General features: G+C 27.2%; 13 protein-coding genes. 10 read left to right on the top strand and 3 right to left on the bottom strand.

The genetic code is table 11. The features are described 5' to 3' along the window. Positions 1-588 precede the first annotated feature (588 nt). The 10 genes from cobI (at position 589) to BM020_RS03425 (ending at position 10604) form a co-directional block, all read left to right on the top strand. The gene (cobI, locus tag BM020_RS03465) at positions 589-1275 is read left to right on the top strand and encodes a precorrin-2 C(20)-methyltransferase (RefSeq protein ID WP_067145508.1); all 687 of its coding nucleotides are present in this window, start codon (positions 589-591) and stop codon (positions 1273-1275) included. Between the two features lie 80 nt (positions 1276-1355). Then, the gene (cbiD, locus tag BM020_RS03460; RefSeq protein ID WP_067145510.1) at positions 1356-2495 is read left to right on the top strand and encodes a cobalt-precorrin-5B (C(1))-methyltransferase CbiD; all 1140 of its coding nucleotides are present in this window, start codon (positions 1356-1358) and stop codon (positions 2493-2495) included. 116 nt (positions 2496-2611) lie between these two features. Next, on the top strand, positions 2612-3367 hold the full coding sequence (cobM, locus tag BM020_RS03455) for a precorrin-4 C(11)-methyltransferase (protein WP_067145512.1): 756 nt from the start codon (positions 2612-2614) through the stop codon (positions 3365-3367). Positions 3368-3530: 163 nt separating this feature from the next. After that, positions 3531-4634: a cobalt-precorrin 5A hydrolase gene (locus BM020_RS03450; RefSeq protein WP_074798217.1), complete on the top strand. Its 1104-nt coding sequence runs from the start codon at positions 3531-3533 to the stop codon at positions 4632-4634. A gap of 4 nt (positions 4635-4638) precedes the next feature. After that, complete coding sequence (gene cobJ / locus BM020_RS03445; protein ID WP_074798215.1) at positions 4639-5370, top strand: precorrin-3B C(17)-methyltransferase; 732 nt, start codon at positions 4639-4641, stop codon at positions 5368-5370. A 17-nt stretch (positions 5371-5387) separates the two neighbouring features. Beyond that, positions 5388-6137, top strand: a complete 750-nt coding sequence (gene cobK / locus BM020_RS09300; protein WP_082761953.1) for a precorrin-6A reductase — start codon at positions 5388-5390, stop codon at positions 6135-6137. An 89-nt stretch (positions 6138-6226) separates the two neighbouring features. Further along, complete coding sequence (gene cbiE, locus BM020_RS09295) at positions 6227-7417, top strand: precorrin-6y C5,15-methyltransferase (decarboxylating) subunit CbiE (protein WP_083405366.1); 1191 nt, start codon at positions 6227-6229, stop codon at positions 7415-7417. Next, positions 7410-8768 (top strand): cobyrinic acid a,c-diamide synthase CobB, encoded by a 1359-nt coding sequence (locus BM020_RS03435; RefSeq protein WP_067145518.1) that lies wholly within the window; start codon positions 7410-7412, stop codon positions 8766-8768. The genes cbiE and BM020_RS03435 overlap by 8 nt, the downstream gene beginning before the upstream one ends. A gap of 101 nt (positions 8769-8869) precedes the next feature. Continuing rightward, complete coding sequence (locus BM020_RS03430) at positions 8870-9499, top strand: precorrin-8X methylmutase (RefSeq protein ID WP_067145520.1); 630 nt, start codon at positions 8870-8872, stop codon at positions 9497-9499. Positions 9500-9815: 316 nt separating this feature from the next. Then, the gene (locus BM020_RS03425) at positions 9816-10604 is read left to right on the top strand and encodes a sirohydrochlorin cobaltochelatase (protein WP_067145523.1); all 789 of its coding nucleotides are present in this window, start codon (positions 9816-9818) and stop codon (positions 10602-10604) included. Between the two features lie 472 nt (positions 10605-11076). Here the strand turns inward: BM020_RS03425 and BM020_RS03420 are convergent, their stop codons facing one another. From BM020_RS03420 to BM020_RS03410, 3 genes are all read right to left on the bottom strand, one after another. Further along, complete coding sequence (locus BM020_RS03420; protein ID WP_074798213.1) at positions 11077-13002, bottom strand: MutS-related protein; 1926 nt, start codon at positions 13000-13002, stop codon at positions 11077-11079. 307 nt (positions 13003-13309) lie between these two features. Next, a complete protein-coding gene (locus BM020_RS03415; RefSeq protein WP_074798210.1) occupies positions 13310-16429 on the bottom strand; it encodes a U32 family peptidase in 3120 nt (1039 codons plus the stop codon). 35 nt (positions 16430-16464) lie between these two features. Further along, on the bottom strand, positions 16465-19056 hold the full coding sequence (locus BM020_RS03410) for a U32 family peptidase (RefSeq protein ID WP_074798208.1): 2592 nt from the start codon (positions 19054-19056) through the stop codon (positions 16465-16467). Between the last annotated feature and the right edge of the window lie 174 nt (positions 19057-19230).

The following is a 19230-nucleotide window of genomic DNA, read 5'->3' as shown; positions in this document are numbered from 1 at the left end:
TCTCGTTTCGATCTCAGAAGTTAAGTCTTTTCGCGTTTTGTTTGTGTACTATGGGTTTCGGTCTATGGGAATTTCATTTTGCTGCCAGCCTTTTTTTATCTAAGAATATTTAGTTTTATATATTACGAACTATTTTTTATTTCTTTCAATTTTATTTCTATTTTATTTTTATTTCTTTCAATTTTATTTCTATTTTATTTTCATTTCTTTCTATTTTATCTCTATTTTTAACATTTCATTATTTTTTATAGCTCTTTTTTAATTTTTTTAGTATTGTTTTTTCATTGTTTTTTAAATTTTTAAAAAGGAAATCAAAGATTATATTTATATATTGTCATAAACATATTTTTAAATTAAAGTAGTATAAAATTAAAGTTTAATATATATTTTAGTTTATATTTAAAGAGTATTCTAATAAATATAGATTATTTGATGTTTTATAAATTTTAATTTAAAAATTTTCATCCTAATTATTAATTCAACTTTAAAATTAGCTTACTGATTTTTTTAAAATTTAAATAATTAAATGATTTTTATTTTATGTTTAAATTAATATATTTTTTATAATAAAGTATAAAGGTATTTAAAATGGAAAAAGGAAGATTATATGGAGTAAGTATTGGTCCTGGTGATCCTAACTTAATTACTGTAAAAGCAATGAATATAATATCTAAATGTAATTATATTGCAACGCCACATACAGGAAATGGTGAATCATTAGCATTATCTATTGTATCTAAGGCAATAGACTTATCAGATAAGGAGATAATTAAATTAAAATTTCCCATGACCAAAGATAAAAATATTCTAGCTCAAAGTCATAAAGAAGCTGCAGAATCTATAGAGAAGATTCTTGATAGTGGAAATGATGTTGTTATGTTAAATTTAGGGGATGTTACAATATTTTCAACATTTGCTTATACTATGGATAAATTATTAGAAAAAAATTATGATGTTGAAGTGATTCCTGGAGTAACAAGTTTCTGTGCATCTGCTTCTAAATTAAAGATAGGTTTAACAACTATGGATGAACCTTTACATATAATTCCAGCAACAGGTATTGATATTAGGGAAGCTTTACAATTACCTGGAACAAAAGTTTTAATGAAGATAGGTAAATCCATGCCTAAATTAATTGAAGTATTAAAAGAATTAAAACTTGAAAATAATGTATATGCAGTTCAAAACTGTGGCTTAGAAAACGAAAAGCTTTCTATAGGATTAGATGAATTTGATGATGAGATGGGTTATTTTACTATTGTAGTTGTAAAATAAGTTATTTTGAGTTTTTTGAATTTGTTTTTTATTTAGTTTAATTTTAAATTGCTAACTATTTGATATATTGAGGATTGTATATGGCAGATAAACGATTAGTTAATCAAAAATTATTAAATTGTGGCTATACAACTGGAACATGTGCAGCTGCAGCAGCTAAAGCTTCAGCTGAAATGCTGTTTTCAAAAGAATTAATGGATTCAGTATCAATCACAACTCCTAATCAGACAAAGCTTACCCTTGATGTTTTAAACCCACAATTTAATGATAAAACAGCTAGTTGCTCTATTGAAAAGGATAGTGGTGATGACCCAGATATTACTAATGGCATATTGGTATCTGCAGAGCTTACTTTAGTTTTTGATTCTCAGGATATTATTATAGAAGGTGGAAAAGGTGTAGGTAGGGTAACTAAGCCAGGCCTTGATCAACCCGTAGGCGAATCTGCTATTAATTCAGTTCCTAGAAAAATGATTAAAGATTCATTAAATAGCTTAGCAAAGGAAAATGATTATGATGGAGGTTTTCATGTTTTGATTTCTGTACCTAAAGGTGAAGAAATAACAAAGAAGACATTTAATCCAGAATTAGGAATAGTTGATGGTATTTCTATATTAGGTACAACTGGTATTGTTGAACCAATGAGTGCCAAAGCATTAGCAGATTCAATTAAATTAGAAATTAACATGATATCTGCAGAGAATAATGAGTCAATACTTATTTTTTTAGGTAATTTTGGCAAAAAATTCACTATAGAAGACTTAAATTTATCTACAAACCCAGGTATTATGTGTAGTAATTTTATTGATGTTGCATTAGATAGTTCTGTAGAATATGGCTTTAAAAAGATTCTTCTAATTGGACATATAGGCAAATTTGTAAAATTAGGTATTGGAATGTTTAATACACATTCAAATAATGGAGATGGAAGGATAGAAACTTTATTGTCCTGTGCTTTGGAAGCTGGTGCTAACTTAGACATACTAAAAGAGATTCAAAATTGTGTAACTACAAGTGCTGTATTAGATATATTGTGGGAAAATGATTTATTAAATAAAACTATGGTTATTTTAAAAAATAGGATAGAACATAATATTAATAAAAGAATACCTCCTGAAATTGAAGTAGGATTTATATGCTTTATTAATACAGGAGATTATTCAGGTATTTTATTTGAAAGTGAAAATGCAAGTAATCTTAAAGAGATATGGAGTAAATAGTAATCAGTATTAATCTTAAAGAGGTATTGAGTAAATAGTAATTAATATTAATCTTAATGAGGTATTGAGTAAATAGTAATTAATATTAATTTTAAATGAATAAGGAGGAAAAAATAATGATTCATTTTGTAGGAGCAGGAAGTGGAGCAATCGATTTAATAACTATAAGAGGTGCTAAACTTTTAAAAAAAGCTGATGTAATAATATATGCAGGTTCTCTGGTTAATCCAGATTTATTGAATTATGCTAAAGAATCTTGTGAGTGTTATAATAGTGCTAAAATGACCTTAGATGAAGTTATTGAAAAGATGATTGAAGCAGAAAATGATAATAAAATGACAGTCCGTTTACATACTGGGGATTCAAGTATTTACGGTGCTATTCGTGAACAAATGGATCGTCTAGACGAAGAAGGAATTTCTTATGATGTTTGTCCTGGTGTATCTAGCTTTTGTGGTGCTGCAGCATCATTAAAAGCAGAATATACTTTACCAGATGTTAGTCAAAGTGTAATTATTACACGTATGGCTAGTAGAACTCCTGTTCCTGAAAAGGAGAATATTGCTTCATTTGCGGCACATGGTGCTACTATGGTTATTTTCTTAAGTACAGGACTACTTGAAAAATTGTCTAAGGAGTTAGTAAAAGGAGGATATAGTGAAGATACTCCTGCTGCTATTGTTTATAAAGCAACTTGGCCAGATGAGAAAATAATACATTGTACTGTTGGAACTTTATATGAAAGTGCTAAGGAGAATAATATTACTAAAACAGCTTTAATAATTGTTGGAGATGTTTTAGCTAGTGAGTATTCATTATCACGTCTTTATGCAGATGATTTTTCAACAGAATTTAGAGAAGCTAAGAAATAGTTATTATAGTATAATCTGAAGAGTTTGAAGAATAATTATTATTGTATATTTTGAAGAGACTAAGAAATTATTATTATTGTATATTTTGAAGAGTTTGAATTATTATTATATATTTTGAAGACTGAAAAATAATTATTATGATGGAGTTTTGAGAGGTAAACAAATGAAAATATCAATCATTGCATTTACAGATAATGGTGTTAAGATAGCTAATAAATTATTAAATTCACTTTCTAAAGATGATTTAGATGATATAAATCTAACTCGTTGTAAAAAAGGTGCTTTGTCTCAGTGGACAGAAGAACATTTTTCAAAAAGTGATGCTCTTGTTTTTATAGGAGCTATAGGAATAGCTACTAGAGCAATTGCTCCATTTATTAAATCTAAAACAAAAGATCCTGCAATTGTTGTTGTTGATGAGTTAGGACATTTTTCAATACCTCTTTTATCTGGACACATTGGAGGAGCTAATGAATTAGCAATTAAAATATCTGAAATTTTATTTGCAATTCCTGTTATAACCACTGCTACTGATATCAATAAGGTTTTTGCAATAGATACCTGGGCAAAAAGTCAAGGATTAAGAATTTTAAATCCAGAGTGTATTAAATTAGTTTCATCTAAATTATTAAAAGGAGAAACTATTCATATAAAAACTGAATATCCAATTAAAGGTAATTTACCTGAAAACATTAAAATTAATGATTTAAATGAATATGATACTAATTATGATGTTAAAATAAGTCATAAAGATTTTGAAAATATCTCAGTAAATAATAAGGATACCTTATTTAATAAATATTTTGAAAATATCTCAGTAAATAATAAGGATACCTTATTTAATAAAGATACATTATACTTAATTCCATCTATAATTACAGTTGGTATAGGTTGCAAGAAAAATATAGATTTTAAAACTATTGAAAAATCGATTTTAAATGCTTTAAAGAAAGAAAATTGTCATGTTTTATCTTTAAATAGTATTGCAAGTATTGATAAAAAAGCTAATGAAAAGGGAATTTTAGAATTTTCTAAAAAATATGATTTGCCCTTTAAAACTTATAGTGCAGAAGAACTTAATAGTCTAAAAGGTGATTTCACTAAATCAGAATTTGTAAAGAGTGTTGTAAAAGTTGACAATGTTTGTGAACGTTCTGCTATTATTCAAAGTAATGGAAAATTACTTAGAAGAAAAGATAAATCTGAAGGTGAAGGAGTGACTATTGCTTTAGCTATAAAAAATCCCATTCTTTCTTGGGAGGAATAAATTTATGAAAAAATTATCTGTTGTTGGTATTGGTCCTGGAAATGAGTCATATCTTAGTATTTCTGCTAAAGAAACTCTTAAAGATTCAGATTTGATTGTAGGTTATAGTAAATATGTGGAATTAGTAAAAGAATATTTTCCAGAAAAAAATTATTTATCTACTTCTATGACAAAAGAAGTTGATCGTTGTAGAATGGCACTAGAGAAAGCATCAGAAGATAATATTGTTTCTGTAGTTTGTAGTGGAGATGCTGGAGTCTATGGCATGGCTGCTTTAGTTTATGAATTGTCAGTTGATTTTCCTGATGTTGATATTAATATTGTTCCAGGTATAAGTGCTGTTTTAAGTGGTTCTGCAGTTTTAGGCGCTCCGATAGGACATGATTTTGCTGTTATAAGTTTATCTGATCTTCTCACACCTTGGGAACTAATTGAAAAACGTTTAAGATTGGCAGGTGAGGGAGACTTCTGTATCTGTCTTTATAATCCTTCAAGTCATAAAAGAAAGGATTATCTTAAGAGGGCATGTGAAATATTATTAAATTTTAAAGAGGAAGATACGATTTGTGGATATGTACGAAATATCGGAAGAATAGGTGAAGAATATCACATTCTAAGTCTTTTAGAACTTAAAGAGATTGAAGTAGATATGTTTACCACTGTTTTTATTGGAAATTCAAATACAAAAGTGATTAATAATAAAATGGTAACACCAAGAGGATATAAAGGAATATAGTTTTAGAGGGTGTAAAGATGCATAAAATTGTTTTATTTGGAGGCACTACTGAAGGGCGTATTCTAACTGAATTTTTATCTGAAAAAAAGATTCCATCTATTGTTTGCGTAGCTACTAATTATGGTGAAAAGGTATTAGACTATGATGAACCTGTTGTTGTCCAATCTAAAAGATTAGATAAAGATGCTATGCATGAATTATTTCAAAATGAAGAAACTGAAATAGTTTTTGATGCTACACATCCTTATGCAACAGAAGTAAGCAAAAACATTAAAGATGTCTGTATTAATGAAGATATTGAGTATGTACGCGTCTTAAGAGAATCTATTGAAATTGATGATGCTATAGAATTTTCTAAAATGGATGATTTAATTAACTATTTGAATGAAACAGAAGGATTAATATTTTCATCTATGGGTGCTAAAGAAGCAAAAGCATTAACTGGTGTAGATAGATTCCAAGAAAGAGTCTATTTGCGCATGTTGCCTTCACCAGAAGGGATGGAACATTGTTTAAAATTAGGTTATCCTATGAAAAATCTTTGTGGAATGCAAGGTCCATTTTCTAAAGAATTTAATATTGCCCAATTTAATGAAATCAGTGCTGATATACTTGTAACTAAAGAATCCGGTAATATTGGTGGATTTAAAGAAAAAACAGATGCTGCTAAAGAATGTGGCATGGAAGTCATTGTCTTAACTAGGGCAATTGAAGAGGAAGGTCTCAGTGTAGATGAAGCTAAAAATACTATTCGGAGCATTTTATAAAAGAAATCAACATTATTATGATGGTTAGCTGGAGCATATGTTTATGAGGGAAATCAAATTGTTATGCTGACTATTTGGAGAAGGTATTTATGAAAGAAATCAATATTATTGGTATGGGGATGAGTGATAAAACTGTTACTGGGGAAGCTTTAGAGCTCATTCATGAAGCAGATATTTTAATAGGTGCTAAAAGATTATTAAATGATTTATCTTATTTAAATAAACCTAGTTATAATTCTTATCTATCTAATGAAATAGCTGAAATAATAGAAAAAACAGATGCTAGTAAAATTGCTATTTTAGTTTCAGGTGATGTTGGTTTTTATAGTGCAGCTGAAAAATTAGTAGAAACTCTAAAAGAATATAAACCTAATTTAATTTCTGGAATCTCTTCAGTATCTTACTTCTTTGCAAAGTGTAATCTTCCTTGGAAAGACGCAAAATTAATAAGTTGTCATGGAATTGATACTAATATTGTTTCTTCAGTTCGCCGTAATGAATATACTTTTGCTTTAACTGGTAAAAATATTCCTGATTTAGGAAAAGAATTAATTAAATTTGGATTTGGGGATTTAAAAGTTTGGGTTGGTGAGGATTTAGGTTCTGAGGAAGAATTTATTTCAAGCTGTAAAATTTGTGATTTATGTAGTAAGGAATATAGTTCTTTAACTGTTTTAATTATAGAAAATCCTAATTTTGATTCAAGAAATAGGATAGGTATCTCTGATGATGAATTTATCAGAGGAAAAGTTCCAATGACTAAATTAGAAGTGCGTTCTGTATGTATGTCTAAGTTATCAATATCTCCTAATGATATTGCTTATGATATTGGTTGTGGAACTGGTTCTGTTACAATTGAAATGGGATTATCCGCATATGATGGTAAAGTTTTTGCTTTTGATAAGAATGAAGAGGCTATTAGTCTATTGGAGCAAAATTGTGAAAAATTCCATTTAGATAATGTAAAGGCCATCTGTGGTTTGGCACCAGAATGTCTTCAAGACCTTCCGATTCCTAATGTTGTTTTTATTGGAGGCAGCTCTGGAAATATGGATGGAATCGTTAATTATTTATATGGAATTAATAATAAATTGCGATTTGTTATAACTGCAGTAACTATTGAAAATGCTATGGCTGCTTTAAATTCTCTTAAAAGTATTGGAATAAATGGAGAAATAGTTCAAGTTGCTGTTTCTAAAGGTAGAAAAATCGGTGATTTACATATGTTAATGGCTCAAAATCCAATATTTATCATTAGTGGATGTGGTTTTGATGAATAGGCTATTAATTTCAGGAACTAATAGTAATTGCGGTAAAACAACAATTACTATGGCTTTATTGGCTGCATTTAAACATAAAGGCTTAGATATTGCTTCTTTTAAATGCGGTCCTGATTATATTGATCCTATGTTTCATCGTAAAGTTTTGGATGTTAAAACACATAATTTAGACCCTTATTTTTGTACTGAAGACATGTTAGATGACCAGTTTATTCGCAATTCTGGTCAAGATTTAAGTATAATTGAAGGAGCTATGGGTTTTTATGATGGAATAGGTGTTGAAGGTAAAGCAAGTGCTTGGGAAGTAGCTAAAGCTATTAAATCTCCAGTTATCTTGATTCTTGATGCTAAAGGTATGAGTAATTCTGCAGCAGCAATTATAAAGGGTTTTAAAGAATACAAATCTGATAGTATGATTCAGGGAGTTATATTCAATGGAATTTCTGAAGGTTTATATCCTCTTTTAAGTGGAATTGCTGAAAGTATCGGTGTTAAAGCTTATGGCTTTTTACCTAGAAAAGAAGAATATTCTGTAGAAAGTAGAAACTTAGGTTTAATCACTGCAAATGAAATTAAAGATATTAAAGAGAAAATAAATGGCTTAAGAGATTTAGCAGAAAAATATATTGACTTGGAGGGTTTATTGGAATTAGCTAAGCAAGCTCCAATTATTGAATCAAAAGTAGACTTTAGAGATTCAATTAGAACTAATTCAAAATTGATAAGTTCTGATAAATCAGATTTACGAATTGCTGTTAGTAAAGACAATGCTTTTTGTTTTATGTATGAAGAAAATATTGAGATATTGGAAGATTTAGGTTGTGAAATTATATACTTTAGTCCATTAAAAGATGAAAAACTTCCTAAAGACATATCTGGATTATATCTATGTGGAGGGTATCCTGAACTATATAAAGAGGAATTATCTAAAAATAAAAAATTATGTAATGAAATAAAAAATAAGATGATTAAAGGAATTCCTACAATTGCTGAGTGTGGCGGCTTTATGTATTTACATGATTCTATTGAGAATATTCCTATGGTTGGTTTTATCAAAGGAAATTGTATAAAAACAGATAAGTTGCAACGCTTTGGTTATATTGAGATTAAAGCATTAAATGATAATTTGTTGTGTAGTAAAGATGAAAGTATTCGAGTTCATGAATTCCATTACTATGATAGTGAAAATTGTGGAGAATCTTTTATTGCACAGAAGGCATCTAATAAATTGGAATATCTTTGTTGTCATGGTTTTAATAGTTACTATGCAGGATTCCCACATATTTATCTTCCTGCAAATCCAGATTTCGCTATATCATTTGTTAAAAATGCACTAAAGTGGAAAGGTTAAATTATTATTATTATTATTATTTTATTAAGTTTAAATTATTGTTATTCTATTATGAAATACAGTTATTTAGTTATTATATTATTTAAATGAGAGGATGTATTATGAAAATTGAATTAGAACAAGTTGAACCAGCTGAAATTGAGAATAGAAGTTTTGAAATCATAGAATCTGAATTGCCTCATGAAATTGATTCTCAATTAGCACCTATAATTAAAAGAGCTGTTCACACAGCTGCTGATTTTGATTATGTAGATAATTTATGCTTTTCAGATGATGTTGTAAATAAAGCATTGGAAGCAATAAAAAATGGAGCTTCTATAGTAACCGATACTCAAATGGTTAAAGCAGGTATTAATAAAGCAGAACTTAAAAAACATGGTGGAGAAGTTTTCTGCTTTATGAGTGATGATGATGTTAAAGAAATGGCTAAAAAGAATCATTCAACACGTGCTCGATCATCTATGGATAAAGCAGCACAATTAGATAAACCTTTGATTTTTGCTATTGGTAATGCACCAACTGCTTTAATAAGATTGTATGAATTGATTCAAAATAATGAACTTAAACCAGAACTGATCATAGGAGTACCTGTTGGATTTGTTAATGTAGTTCAATCAAAAGAGTTAATTATGCAATGTGATGTTCCATATATTGTTGCTCGTGGACGAAAAGGTGGTAGTAATGTTGCTGCAGCTATTTCTAATGCATTATTGTATATGTTAAGAGATTAAAATAAGATCGGAATATTTGATTTTTTAAAATTTTATTTTTTATTTTTTATATTATTTTTTATATTATTTTTTATCTCACTTTTTAGCTATTTTTATTTATTCTAATTTTTATTTATTCTATTTTATTTTATTTATTTTATTTATTCTATTTTATTTTATTCATGCTCTTAATTTTTTTAAATCAATATTTTTAAATATTTCTTTTAATAAAGTATAGTTTAGTCATTTTAAATTTTTCTTTAGAAACTTAAATCTTTAGTTCTTTAGAAAATTATAATTTAAATAATTAAAATGTTTTTTTATTAGGAATGATACTATGAATGATAAAGTAATATTGGTTGTTAGTTTTGGAACTTCTTATAATAATAACAGAGCTCTTACTATTGGAGCTATTGAAAAGGATATTAGGGATAAATTTCCAGATTATGATGTTAGGAGAGCATTTACAAGTCAAATGGTAATAAACATATTGAAAAAACGTGATGATTTATCTATTGATAATGTTAAACAAGCTCTAGAAAGAGCTGTAAATGATGGTGTTAAAACAGTAATCATTCAACCAACTCATGTTATGGATGGTACTGAATATAATTTTAAAATTAAAGATGAAGTAGAAAATTTTAAAGATAAATTTGAAAACATTACAATAGCTGACCCTTTATTAATAGCTGATGATGATTTTGAAGACTTGATTAGTAGTATAACTAGTAAAAATGACTGTGATGATGATACAGCTATTGTTTTCATGGGTCATGGATCCCCTGCTGAATCTAATAGGGTTTATACTAAATTACAAGAAATGCTACAGGAGAAAGATTTTAATAATTATTATATTGGTACTGTTGAAGCAAAACCTGATTTTGGGGATGTGTTAGCTATGATTAAACAAGGTGATTATAAGAAAATTTTATTAAAGCCTTTAATGGTTGTAGCTGGCGACCATGCTCAAAATGACATGGCTGGAGATGAAGAAGATTCATGGAAATCTATGTTCAAAGTAGAGGGCTATGGAGTAGAATGTGTTGTAGAGGGATTAGCTCAATCTCAAGATATTAGGGATGTTTATATTAAACATGCTCAAAAAGCTATTGATGATTTGAATTAGTTATTGATTTTAAACTATCTCAAGCTTTAAATAGATTTTTAAATTTAATTTATTACAAAATTTTATATATAATTTTAAGTAAAAATTATATTGTCGTATCATATTTATGACTGATGTTTATGGTCCTTTTATGAGGAAAGCTTTAGCTGTCGATGATTAGAAGAAACCCGGCATTAGATAGGCTGCCTGTTTCGAGGGTTACTCGTGGAGGAAAGGGTAAACTACCTGTGAAGCAAGAGAGTTAGTATACGGGCAAAATATCAATAAAATATTTAATAATTTTTATAGATTAATTTTATATATTAATTTTATAGAATTAATTTTATATATTAATTTTATAGAATTAATCTTATAGATTATTTTTTATTTTATTAATCTATTTTATTAAATGTATTTTTTATTATCTTTTTTTAAATTAAACCTTGAAATTAATATTTCATTGTTTTTATTATTTTTATAGTGCTGTTCTATTTTAAAATTTCTCAAGTATTTTACCATATACTTTTTTAAGTTCAGGGCTTGAGCTATTATACATTCTTTTTATAATAAGCTCTGGGGTGCTTTTTGCTAAATAATTCATTTTAGGTGTTCTATCAACGATTAAATTATAATTCTCATCTAACCCTATAGCTTCTATACCATCTACACGAATATCTGTATATTTCATTAATTCATTTGCCATATGTGTTACAATAATTGCAAATGAATTACTTTCTTCAATCATCTCAATAAAACTGGAGATAATTTTTACAGCTGCCTCTAACTCAGTAATTCCTTCAAGTTCATCTAATAAAACTAATTTTTCACTATCACTTGTAACAATTGGCATAAATACATTTAAAAATGATTCAAATGCACCGGCATCTAAAGATCTCTTTTTTGAAAAGTGATAAATTTCATCTAATAATCTTATTTTAGCGGATTTTGCAGGAACTGGCAATCCCATTTGTGCAAGAATAGCTATTTGGCTAATGGTTTCAAGTAAAGTAGTTTTACCTCCACTATTCGCTCCAGTTAATAATGCAATATTCTCACTTTCATTTAATCTATAATCAATTCTTTGAATCTCTTCTATGGTATTATTTTCTTTTAAACATAATTCTAGGTGCAATGCTTGGTTAAGCTCATACTCATTTGAAAAATTAGGCCTATTTAAGTTATAAAGGTAAGCAAAACTACCTAAAGCATATTCATAATCAAATTTAATTATTTCTTCCACTTCTCTTTCAGCATCTTCTTTAATAGCGGCTAATTGTTCTGCAGCTGTGATCTTCTTATCAAAATAATTATTTGCGCTTTTAGAAAGGATTTCCATTTTCACTCTTTCCATTTCCATATCATCTATTTCAATAGGATACTTTCTTATGAATGGATCAAAATCAATACCACTTTCTAACTTGATAGTTTCTTTTGATTTACTTAAAATTCCATTGAATATTTCTTCTATTTTTGCAGGTAAGGCATTATTTAATAAGTCAAGAACTTCGTCTCCTTCAAGGTCAACATTTTGAATCCTTTCTTTTAACTCCTGGTCTATATATATTTTCTCATTATTAACAATTTCATCTAAATCTATTTCTTTTATTTTATAGTTTTCAAGTTCTTCAAGTATTGGATTGATATCTTTTAAAACAGTCTCCTCACCTAAAATTTCTTTTATTTTTGAAACCCTTTCAAATAAATCTTTGTTAATTCTAAAGTAATCTAAAATTACTTCAGGTAGGAGTTGATAAATAGGAGCATCTTTATTTATCATAATTAAATTAGACATATCACCTAAATCAAGGAATCCTTCTGTATAAATATAAAATATTAATTCATATCCTCTTAATTCTTCTTGGAAGAATGGTGAATCTGAAGCTGTTAGTATGTTATAATATTTATTTAAACCTAAGTCCATTAAATAATCAATATCTTCTAAGCTCTCTACTAAAATAGCTTTACTTGCATCATGATTTGCCTTAGCTATTTTAGGTTCATGGAGGTTTTTCATTAATTTATTTAATTCATTTAAATCTAGTTTACTTACTCTTTCTTTTGCATTCATTACAAAATCTATGCGGTCTTCTATAATTTCTTCATCTTTTATAGGAGCAAGAAGTAAAATTCTATTTTTAGAGTAGGAAGTGTTAGAGTATATTAATATTTTTTCTATAATTTCTTCATATAGTTGAATGGCTCTTTCACTTTTTAGAAATTTTTGAGCAGGATTTCCGATTAATTGATTCATTATTTCAATAGCCTTTCTTTGACTAATTCCATCGATTCTTATTAATCTTTCGAGGTCAAGATTATTAATTACTTTGTTTAATTCCTCTTCTCCTCCTAATTCATTAATAATCTTTTGGGATAATTTATCTCCAATTCCTTTTATATTTTGTAATTCTGCTCCTTCCATAAGATTACCTCTTTTAGGTAAATGATAATATGTTGCTTTTAAATTTAATTTTTATAGCTATTTTCTTTTATTTTTCTATTGATTTTTAAATCTTTTGATTTTTAAAAAAACCAATTTAAAGTTAATAGGAATATTAATTTAATTTTCCAAACTTTTTTTTATTTCATATTTTTTTAATTATTCAATAATTTTTACTATTTTAATAATTTTAGTAATTTTAGTAATTTTAATGATTTTTACTATTTTAATAATTTTGGCAATTTTAGTAATTTTTACTATTTTGATAATTTTAGAAATTTATCATCGGTTATTTTAATCCCTTTTCAAAATTAGCTTTTGTTAAATTAGGACAATAAGTATCAATTGTTTTCCTGGATTCCTCCATATTATTTTCCTTATCATAAATAATGTCTCTGTAGACTTTTCCAATTTCTTTAATGTATTCTAATGGCTTCCATCTTAAATCTATTGAAAAGTTAGAAATTCCCACTGATTTTAAGTAATTTATCTCATCAAATAAACAAAATTCTTCAGAGTTTAATATTATTAAATTATCTTCATTTAAACTGGTTTTTATAGGATAATATTGTCCTTTTCTATTTTTCAGATAGTATTCATTTGAATCAATATAATAATCGTTATTCTGATTTATAGAATTTTCTTTATTATGATTATTTTCCTTTCTTTGTTTTTTAGTATATTTATTAATAAGTTTTAATTGCTTTTTGGAAATAAGTTCTTTTCTTGTAATCATAGATTCTATATTTCCGTGAACCAACAATTCTAATTCTGGAAGTTTATTGTCATTATTAGTCCTATTGTTCTCATTATTGTCTCTATTGTTATCCTTATTATCCTTATTATCCTTATTTTTAGATAGTTCTTTGTAGTAACTTTCCATTAAATCTTTAATATTTTTCTTATATAACTCGGGAGATATAGACAGAAGCTCAAAATTATTTAACTCTAATACAGTCTCTATATTATATATATTTAATGGATAATTTCCATAAAGTTCAAGATGGAACTTATCTTTTAATGCATCGTCTAATCCAATTAAACTAGTCATAATGTCAATATCCAAATTCATTTTCCTAAGAATTCCTATAATTTTTATTATATACTCCTTTGTTTGTTTATGTGCAATATCTGGCAGCTTCCAAATTAATTTATAATCTTGGGTTTGTGATATTTCAATAGCTTCTTTTAAGAAATTAACAGAATAACTAATGTTCAATTCATTGTTTTCCAGTGGATTGTTTATAAAGCCCTGACTGATTTCTTCAAAGTCTTTATCTGCAGGTATTTCTAAATAAATTCTATTAAAAATAGATTCATTCCCTTTATTTAATTCTTTTAATATTTCTAAGCTATTTATATATGCTGATAAATTGTAACTATTTTTATCATTTTCTATATTTTCTAAATTGCTCTTAACTTTTGATTTTAAATCTATTTTTTTTCTTAAATTTTCATTTAGGTTCTTTATATTCTCTTCAGCTATTTTTAAATCTTCATCTTTTGGCTTATAGCTTTCTATTATTTTCTCTTCAAGCTTATTAAAGAAATTTCTTCTAAGTTCATTTATCTCACTTATTGGAGAGAACAATCTTTTATTATTCTTTACTGTAATTTTTTCAATATAATAAGGTAAATCTCCAATTTTTAATAATTGTCTTTTAATTGTTTCATCAGATATTGGTTTTTTAATTGCCTCCTCCCATGCTTTCTCACCTTTAATCTTAAGGGTAATCACCTTACCATTATCTAGTTTTAAATTACCTTTTAAATGGGGATAATTAGCACTGTCTATTCTAAAGTAAAGCTCTAATAATGACTTTTTAATATTGTGTTCTTCTTTTTTATTTTGAAGATCTTTAACTTCTTTTAATAGGGAATTTTTCTTAGTTAAATAGACCTTTGAACCTTTAGTTAATGGAAATGCAATTCTCTTATTTTCTCTAACTATTCTAATAACTAATACTTTCCCTTCAATATCTTTATCCTTTTCTCTTTTTCTCCAATGCTTATCCTTTGAATCTTTTAAAATAGGTTTTGAAGATATGTCAAATCCATATCTTTGAATAACATCATTAGATTGATTATTTTGATTAATTTCATTTCTAATTCTTTTTTCTTTTCTCCTACTTCTTTTATCTTGCTTTGTTTTTGTTTTTTCATTGTTTGTTTTCTTAGTTTTTCTTATGTTTTCTCGATTGTCCTTTAAATTAGGATTAGTTTCAATTAATATTCCATCTCCTTTTTCTGGAATGTGTATTAAATTATCTTTTAATAAGATATGTATTTCTTCGGTTTCTAGGTTGTATCTGTGGATTTTTCCAATGTATAATCCTTGATGGCCTGGTTTTTTACGATTCATAATCATGGGATTGTTTTTAGGAATAAGGTGTCCTGTTGTAAACTCTCTATTAAAAACTAAATCTATCTCTTCAAGAGATTCTAAGTTTTCTAGCTTTTGTTCCTCTTTTAGATGAGTAATATTTTCTTTATCCCTAATCTTTTTAAAATCACTATTTCTTCCTTTTTTACCTTTACTTTTTCTTTCCAATTCCTTTATGCTTCTGTTTATTTTTTGGGACCTCTTATCATATCTTAGCCTATTAAGTCTTTTTCTATAGTTTTTAACTACAGTTGCCACATAGTCATTACTTCTCATTCTACCTTCAATTTTTATACTATCTATTTCTAAATTAACTATTTCATCAAGATGTTCGTATAATGATAGGTCTTTTGGTGATAGGAGATAATCTCCCTCTGTTTTTGGCTTTATTTTCTTAGATTTATTAATATTTAATTCATATCTTTCTCTGCATGGCTGAGCACAAGTTCCTCTATTTCCACTTCTTCCACCTTGTAGGGAAGATAACAAGCAATGTCCTGAATAGCTATAACAGAGAGCTCCATGTGCAAATATCTCTATTTCTATATTTAATAAGTGTGCATAGTCAATGATTTCTTTAAGTTCATTTAATTTTGTTTCTCTAGGGAGAACAACTCTTTTTATACCTTGCTTTGATGCCCATTTTATAGCTTCAATATTATGAATATTCATCTGTGTAGATGCATGAATTCTAAGTTTGGGAATGTTTTCTTTAATAATTTTTATAAGGCCAATGTCTTGGATAAGTACTGCATCAACCCCTATTTCATATAGTTCAAGAAGATAGCTGGTGATTTTCTCTAGTTCTCCTTCTTTAATTAGGGTATTTACTGTAAGGTAAACTTTTACATTATGTAAATGAGCATATTTTACCGCTTCTCTTATCTCAGGGACTGAGAAGTTTTCAGCATGTCTTCTTGCTCCAAAGTTTTCACCAGATAAATAAATGGAATTTGCACCAGACAGTATAGCTGTTTTTAAATGCTCGAGAGATCCTACAGGTGCAAGTAATTCAGGTAATTTCATTCTTTCTCCTCAAGTAATTTCAAATGATTTTTTATTCAATGTTTTTTAAATGCTTTTTCATGGATTCTTCCATTGATGAAGTTTCCCTTATTTAATCTTGATAAGCTTATATTTTCTATCTGTTCTTTTAATAAGTTTAAATCATAAGTATTATCTTCTTTTAATGCTTGTGAATAAAGTGAGATGATTGTAGAGCTGTATTGTGGACTGGAGAATCTACAATCGATTATTACAGAGTTCACTCCACTATCTTTAATTAATTCTACCTCATCTATTAAGCATAAACAATCCTTATTAATAAAATGGCTATGTTTGTTATAATCAAATACCACTTTATATTTAAATTTTTTACGTTTTTTATCTTCTAATATTGCATAATCCGATGAATCATTAATTATAAAGTCCTTTCCATCATTAAGATTTGAGAAATCGTCTTTACTAGTCATAACCTCTAGGTTTCCTTGTATGATTATATTTAAATCAATTTCCTCTTGATTATTTTCATTGTTGATATTTTTAATAAATTGATATTTAGAAACCAGTTCCTTTATCTCTTTATGGGATAATTCAGAAGATAAAATTAAACTTTTAAATCCGGATTTAGATAAGTTTTTAACATTATAGCTATTCCAAACATTTAAATTATGATTTCCATAAACTTTGTTTTTAAAGCTTTTAGCTATTCCTGGGGTGTCATACATTATTGGTATTTTAAATCCTTCTTTTTCTAATTCATTAACGATTTTACTGGCTTTTTCTATTTCTTCATCACTAATAAATGAGGATAAAACCCAAACTAGCCTCTCTTCTGCCTTTTCTTTTCTTTTATAAACAATGGAATAGGTCTCTTTTAAGAGATTTTTTACATTGTTGAAATATGCTTCCTGACTATTAAATGAAAAAGATGGGTCAAAGAAGTATTTATGAATTGGCAATTCAGAGCTTATTTTTAAAAGTTCTAAATTATCTGCAAATATTGAAAGATTTAATTTTTCCTTTCTAATTGGAATTTCATTAAAAGATTCATATTCCTTTATAAATTGATTTACTACTTTGCTTGTAGCTATGATTTCTTTTTTCTTTGGTTTATAATGATTTAATAATAATTTTCTAGCCTTATCAAGAACATCACGTCTTATTTTATTAAGCTTTCCAATAGGGATAAAGCTATTCTCTGGCATATTATTTATAGTTAAACTATCGATATAAAATGATGTTGAACCTGTTTTTAACATTTGTTTTTTAATATCTTCTTCACTTACAGGTCTTTTTTGGGCTTTTTCAAATTTTGCATCTGAAATATAGCTAAAACTAAATTCCTCTTCCTTATTTTCATTATTTATTCCTTTCTCTACAATCTTAAATTTAGCATCAATATTTAATCTTAAATCATCTCTCCATTTAATATCTAATGACAATGGGATGTTTTGCTTAATTGTTTCCTTGTGGAACTTTTTAAGGTTGTCATGGGTAGATTTTGAATAACTTAAAAGTACTTTATCTCCTTTTCGAACATTTCTTGTTGTTTCAAGCTTTATGTATTTATCAGTTTGCTCTTTAATATTATCAATATAAATTCCCTTTATTTTATCTTTGTATTTAAATCCAATTCCATCTCCAATGTCGAGGTTTATTGAAAATTCCTCATTTTCTTTAGAGATGGTTATCAAATCTCCTTCTTGCTCTATGATTTTTCCAATATATACTCCTTCATGCCCAGAACTTTCCCTACCTAAAACTTGTCCAGGCTTTTGATTGAGAATATAACCATCTGTAAATTGCCTATTAAATACAAGACTCAAATCTTTTTCATAATCTCCTTCATCACCATCAATTAAATGTCTATATGCATTTACAATAGTTCCTACATAATCTGCAGATTTCATACGCCCTTCTAATTTAAGTGAAAAGACTCCTGCCTTTTCTATTTTGTCCAGACCTTTATTAACTGCTAGATCATGAGTTGATAATAAAAATCCATTCCCTACATTGTAGTTTTTATATTTTAATTTGTATTGCTTACGACAAGGCTGTGCACATGCTCCTCTGTTTCCGCTACGTCCGCTGTTATATGATGATATATAACAATTTCCACTAAAGGAGTAACAAAGAGCACCATGTCCAAATACTTCAAATTCTATATTTATATTGGATTCTTTTAATTTTGAAGAGATTTCAGAGATTTTATCCACACTTAGCTCACGTGGGAAAACTATTCTAGAGATTCCATTTTCAACAGCCCATAAAATACAATCATAATCACTTAATGTCATTTGTGTAGAGGCATGAACTTCAAGTTTAGGTATAAGGCTTTTAATTAATTCAATTATTCCTAAATCCTGTACAATAACTGCATCAACACCTATTTTATATAAATTAAATAAGTATTTTACAATGTCTACAACTTCAAAGTTGTTTATTAAAGTGTTTACAGTTACATGTATTTTCACTCCATTTAAATGAGCATACTCTACACTTTTTTCTATTTCTTCAAGAGAAAAGTTTTTAGCAAATGCTCTTGCTCCAAATCTTTCTCCAGATATATAAACAGCATCTGCTCCAGCATTCACTGCTGTAACTAGTATGTCATAGTCTCCAGCAGGTGCTAATAATTCAGCTAATGTCATTAATTAATCTCCTATAATTTTAACTGTATTTTTATGATAAATTTGTTTTATTCTTAAATATTTTGTTTTTTATTTTTAAATTTTTTATTTTTAAATATTTTAATTTAATAATTTAACTATCAATAATTATGTTAATTTTATTATATACATATTTTTAATATTATATGGAATTGT

This window comes from Methanobrevibacter olleyae (assembly GCF_900114585.1).
Taxonomy (GTDB): Archaea; Methanobacteriota; Methanobacteria; order Methanobacteriales; family Methanobacteriaceae; genus Methanobrevibacter; species Methanobrevibacter olleyae.
The sequence above is the reverse complement of the archived record's forward strand: the minus strand, read 5'-3'. Positions and strand labels throughout refer to the sequence as shown.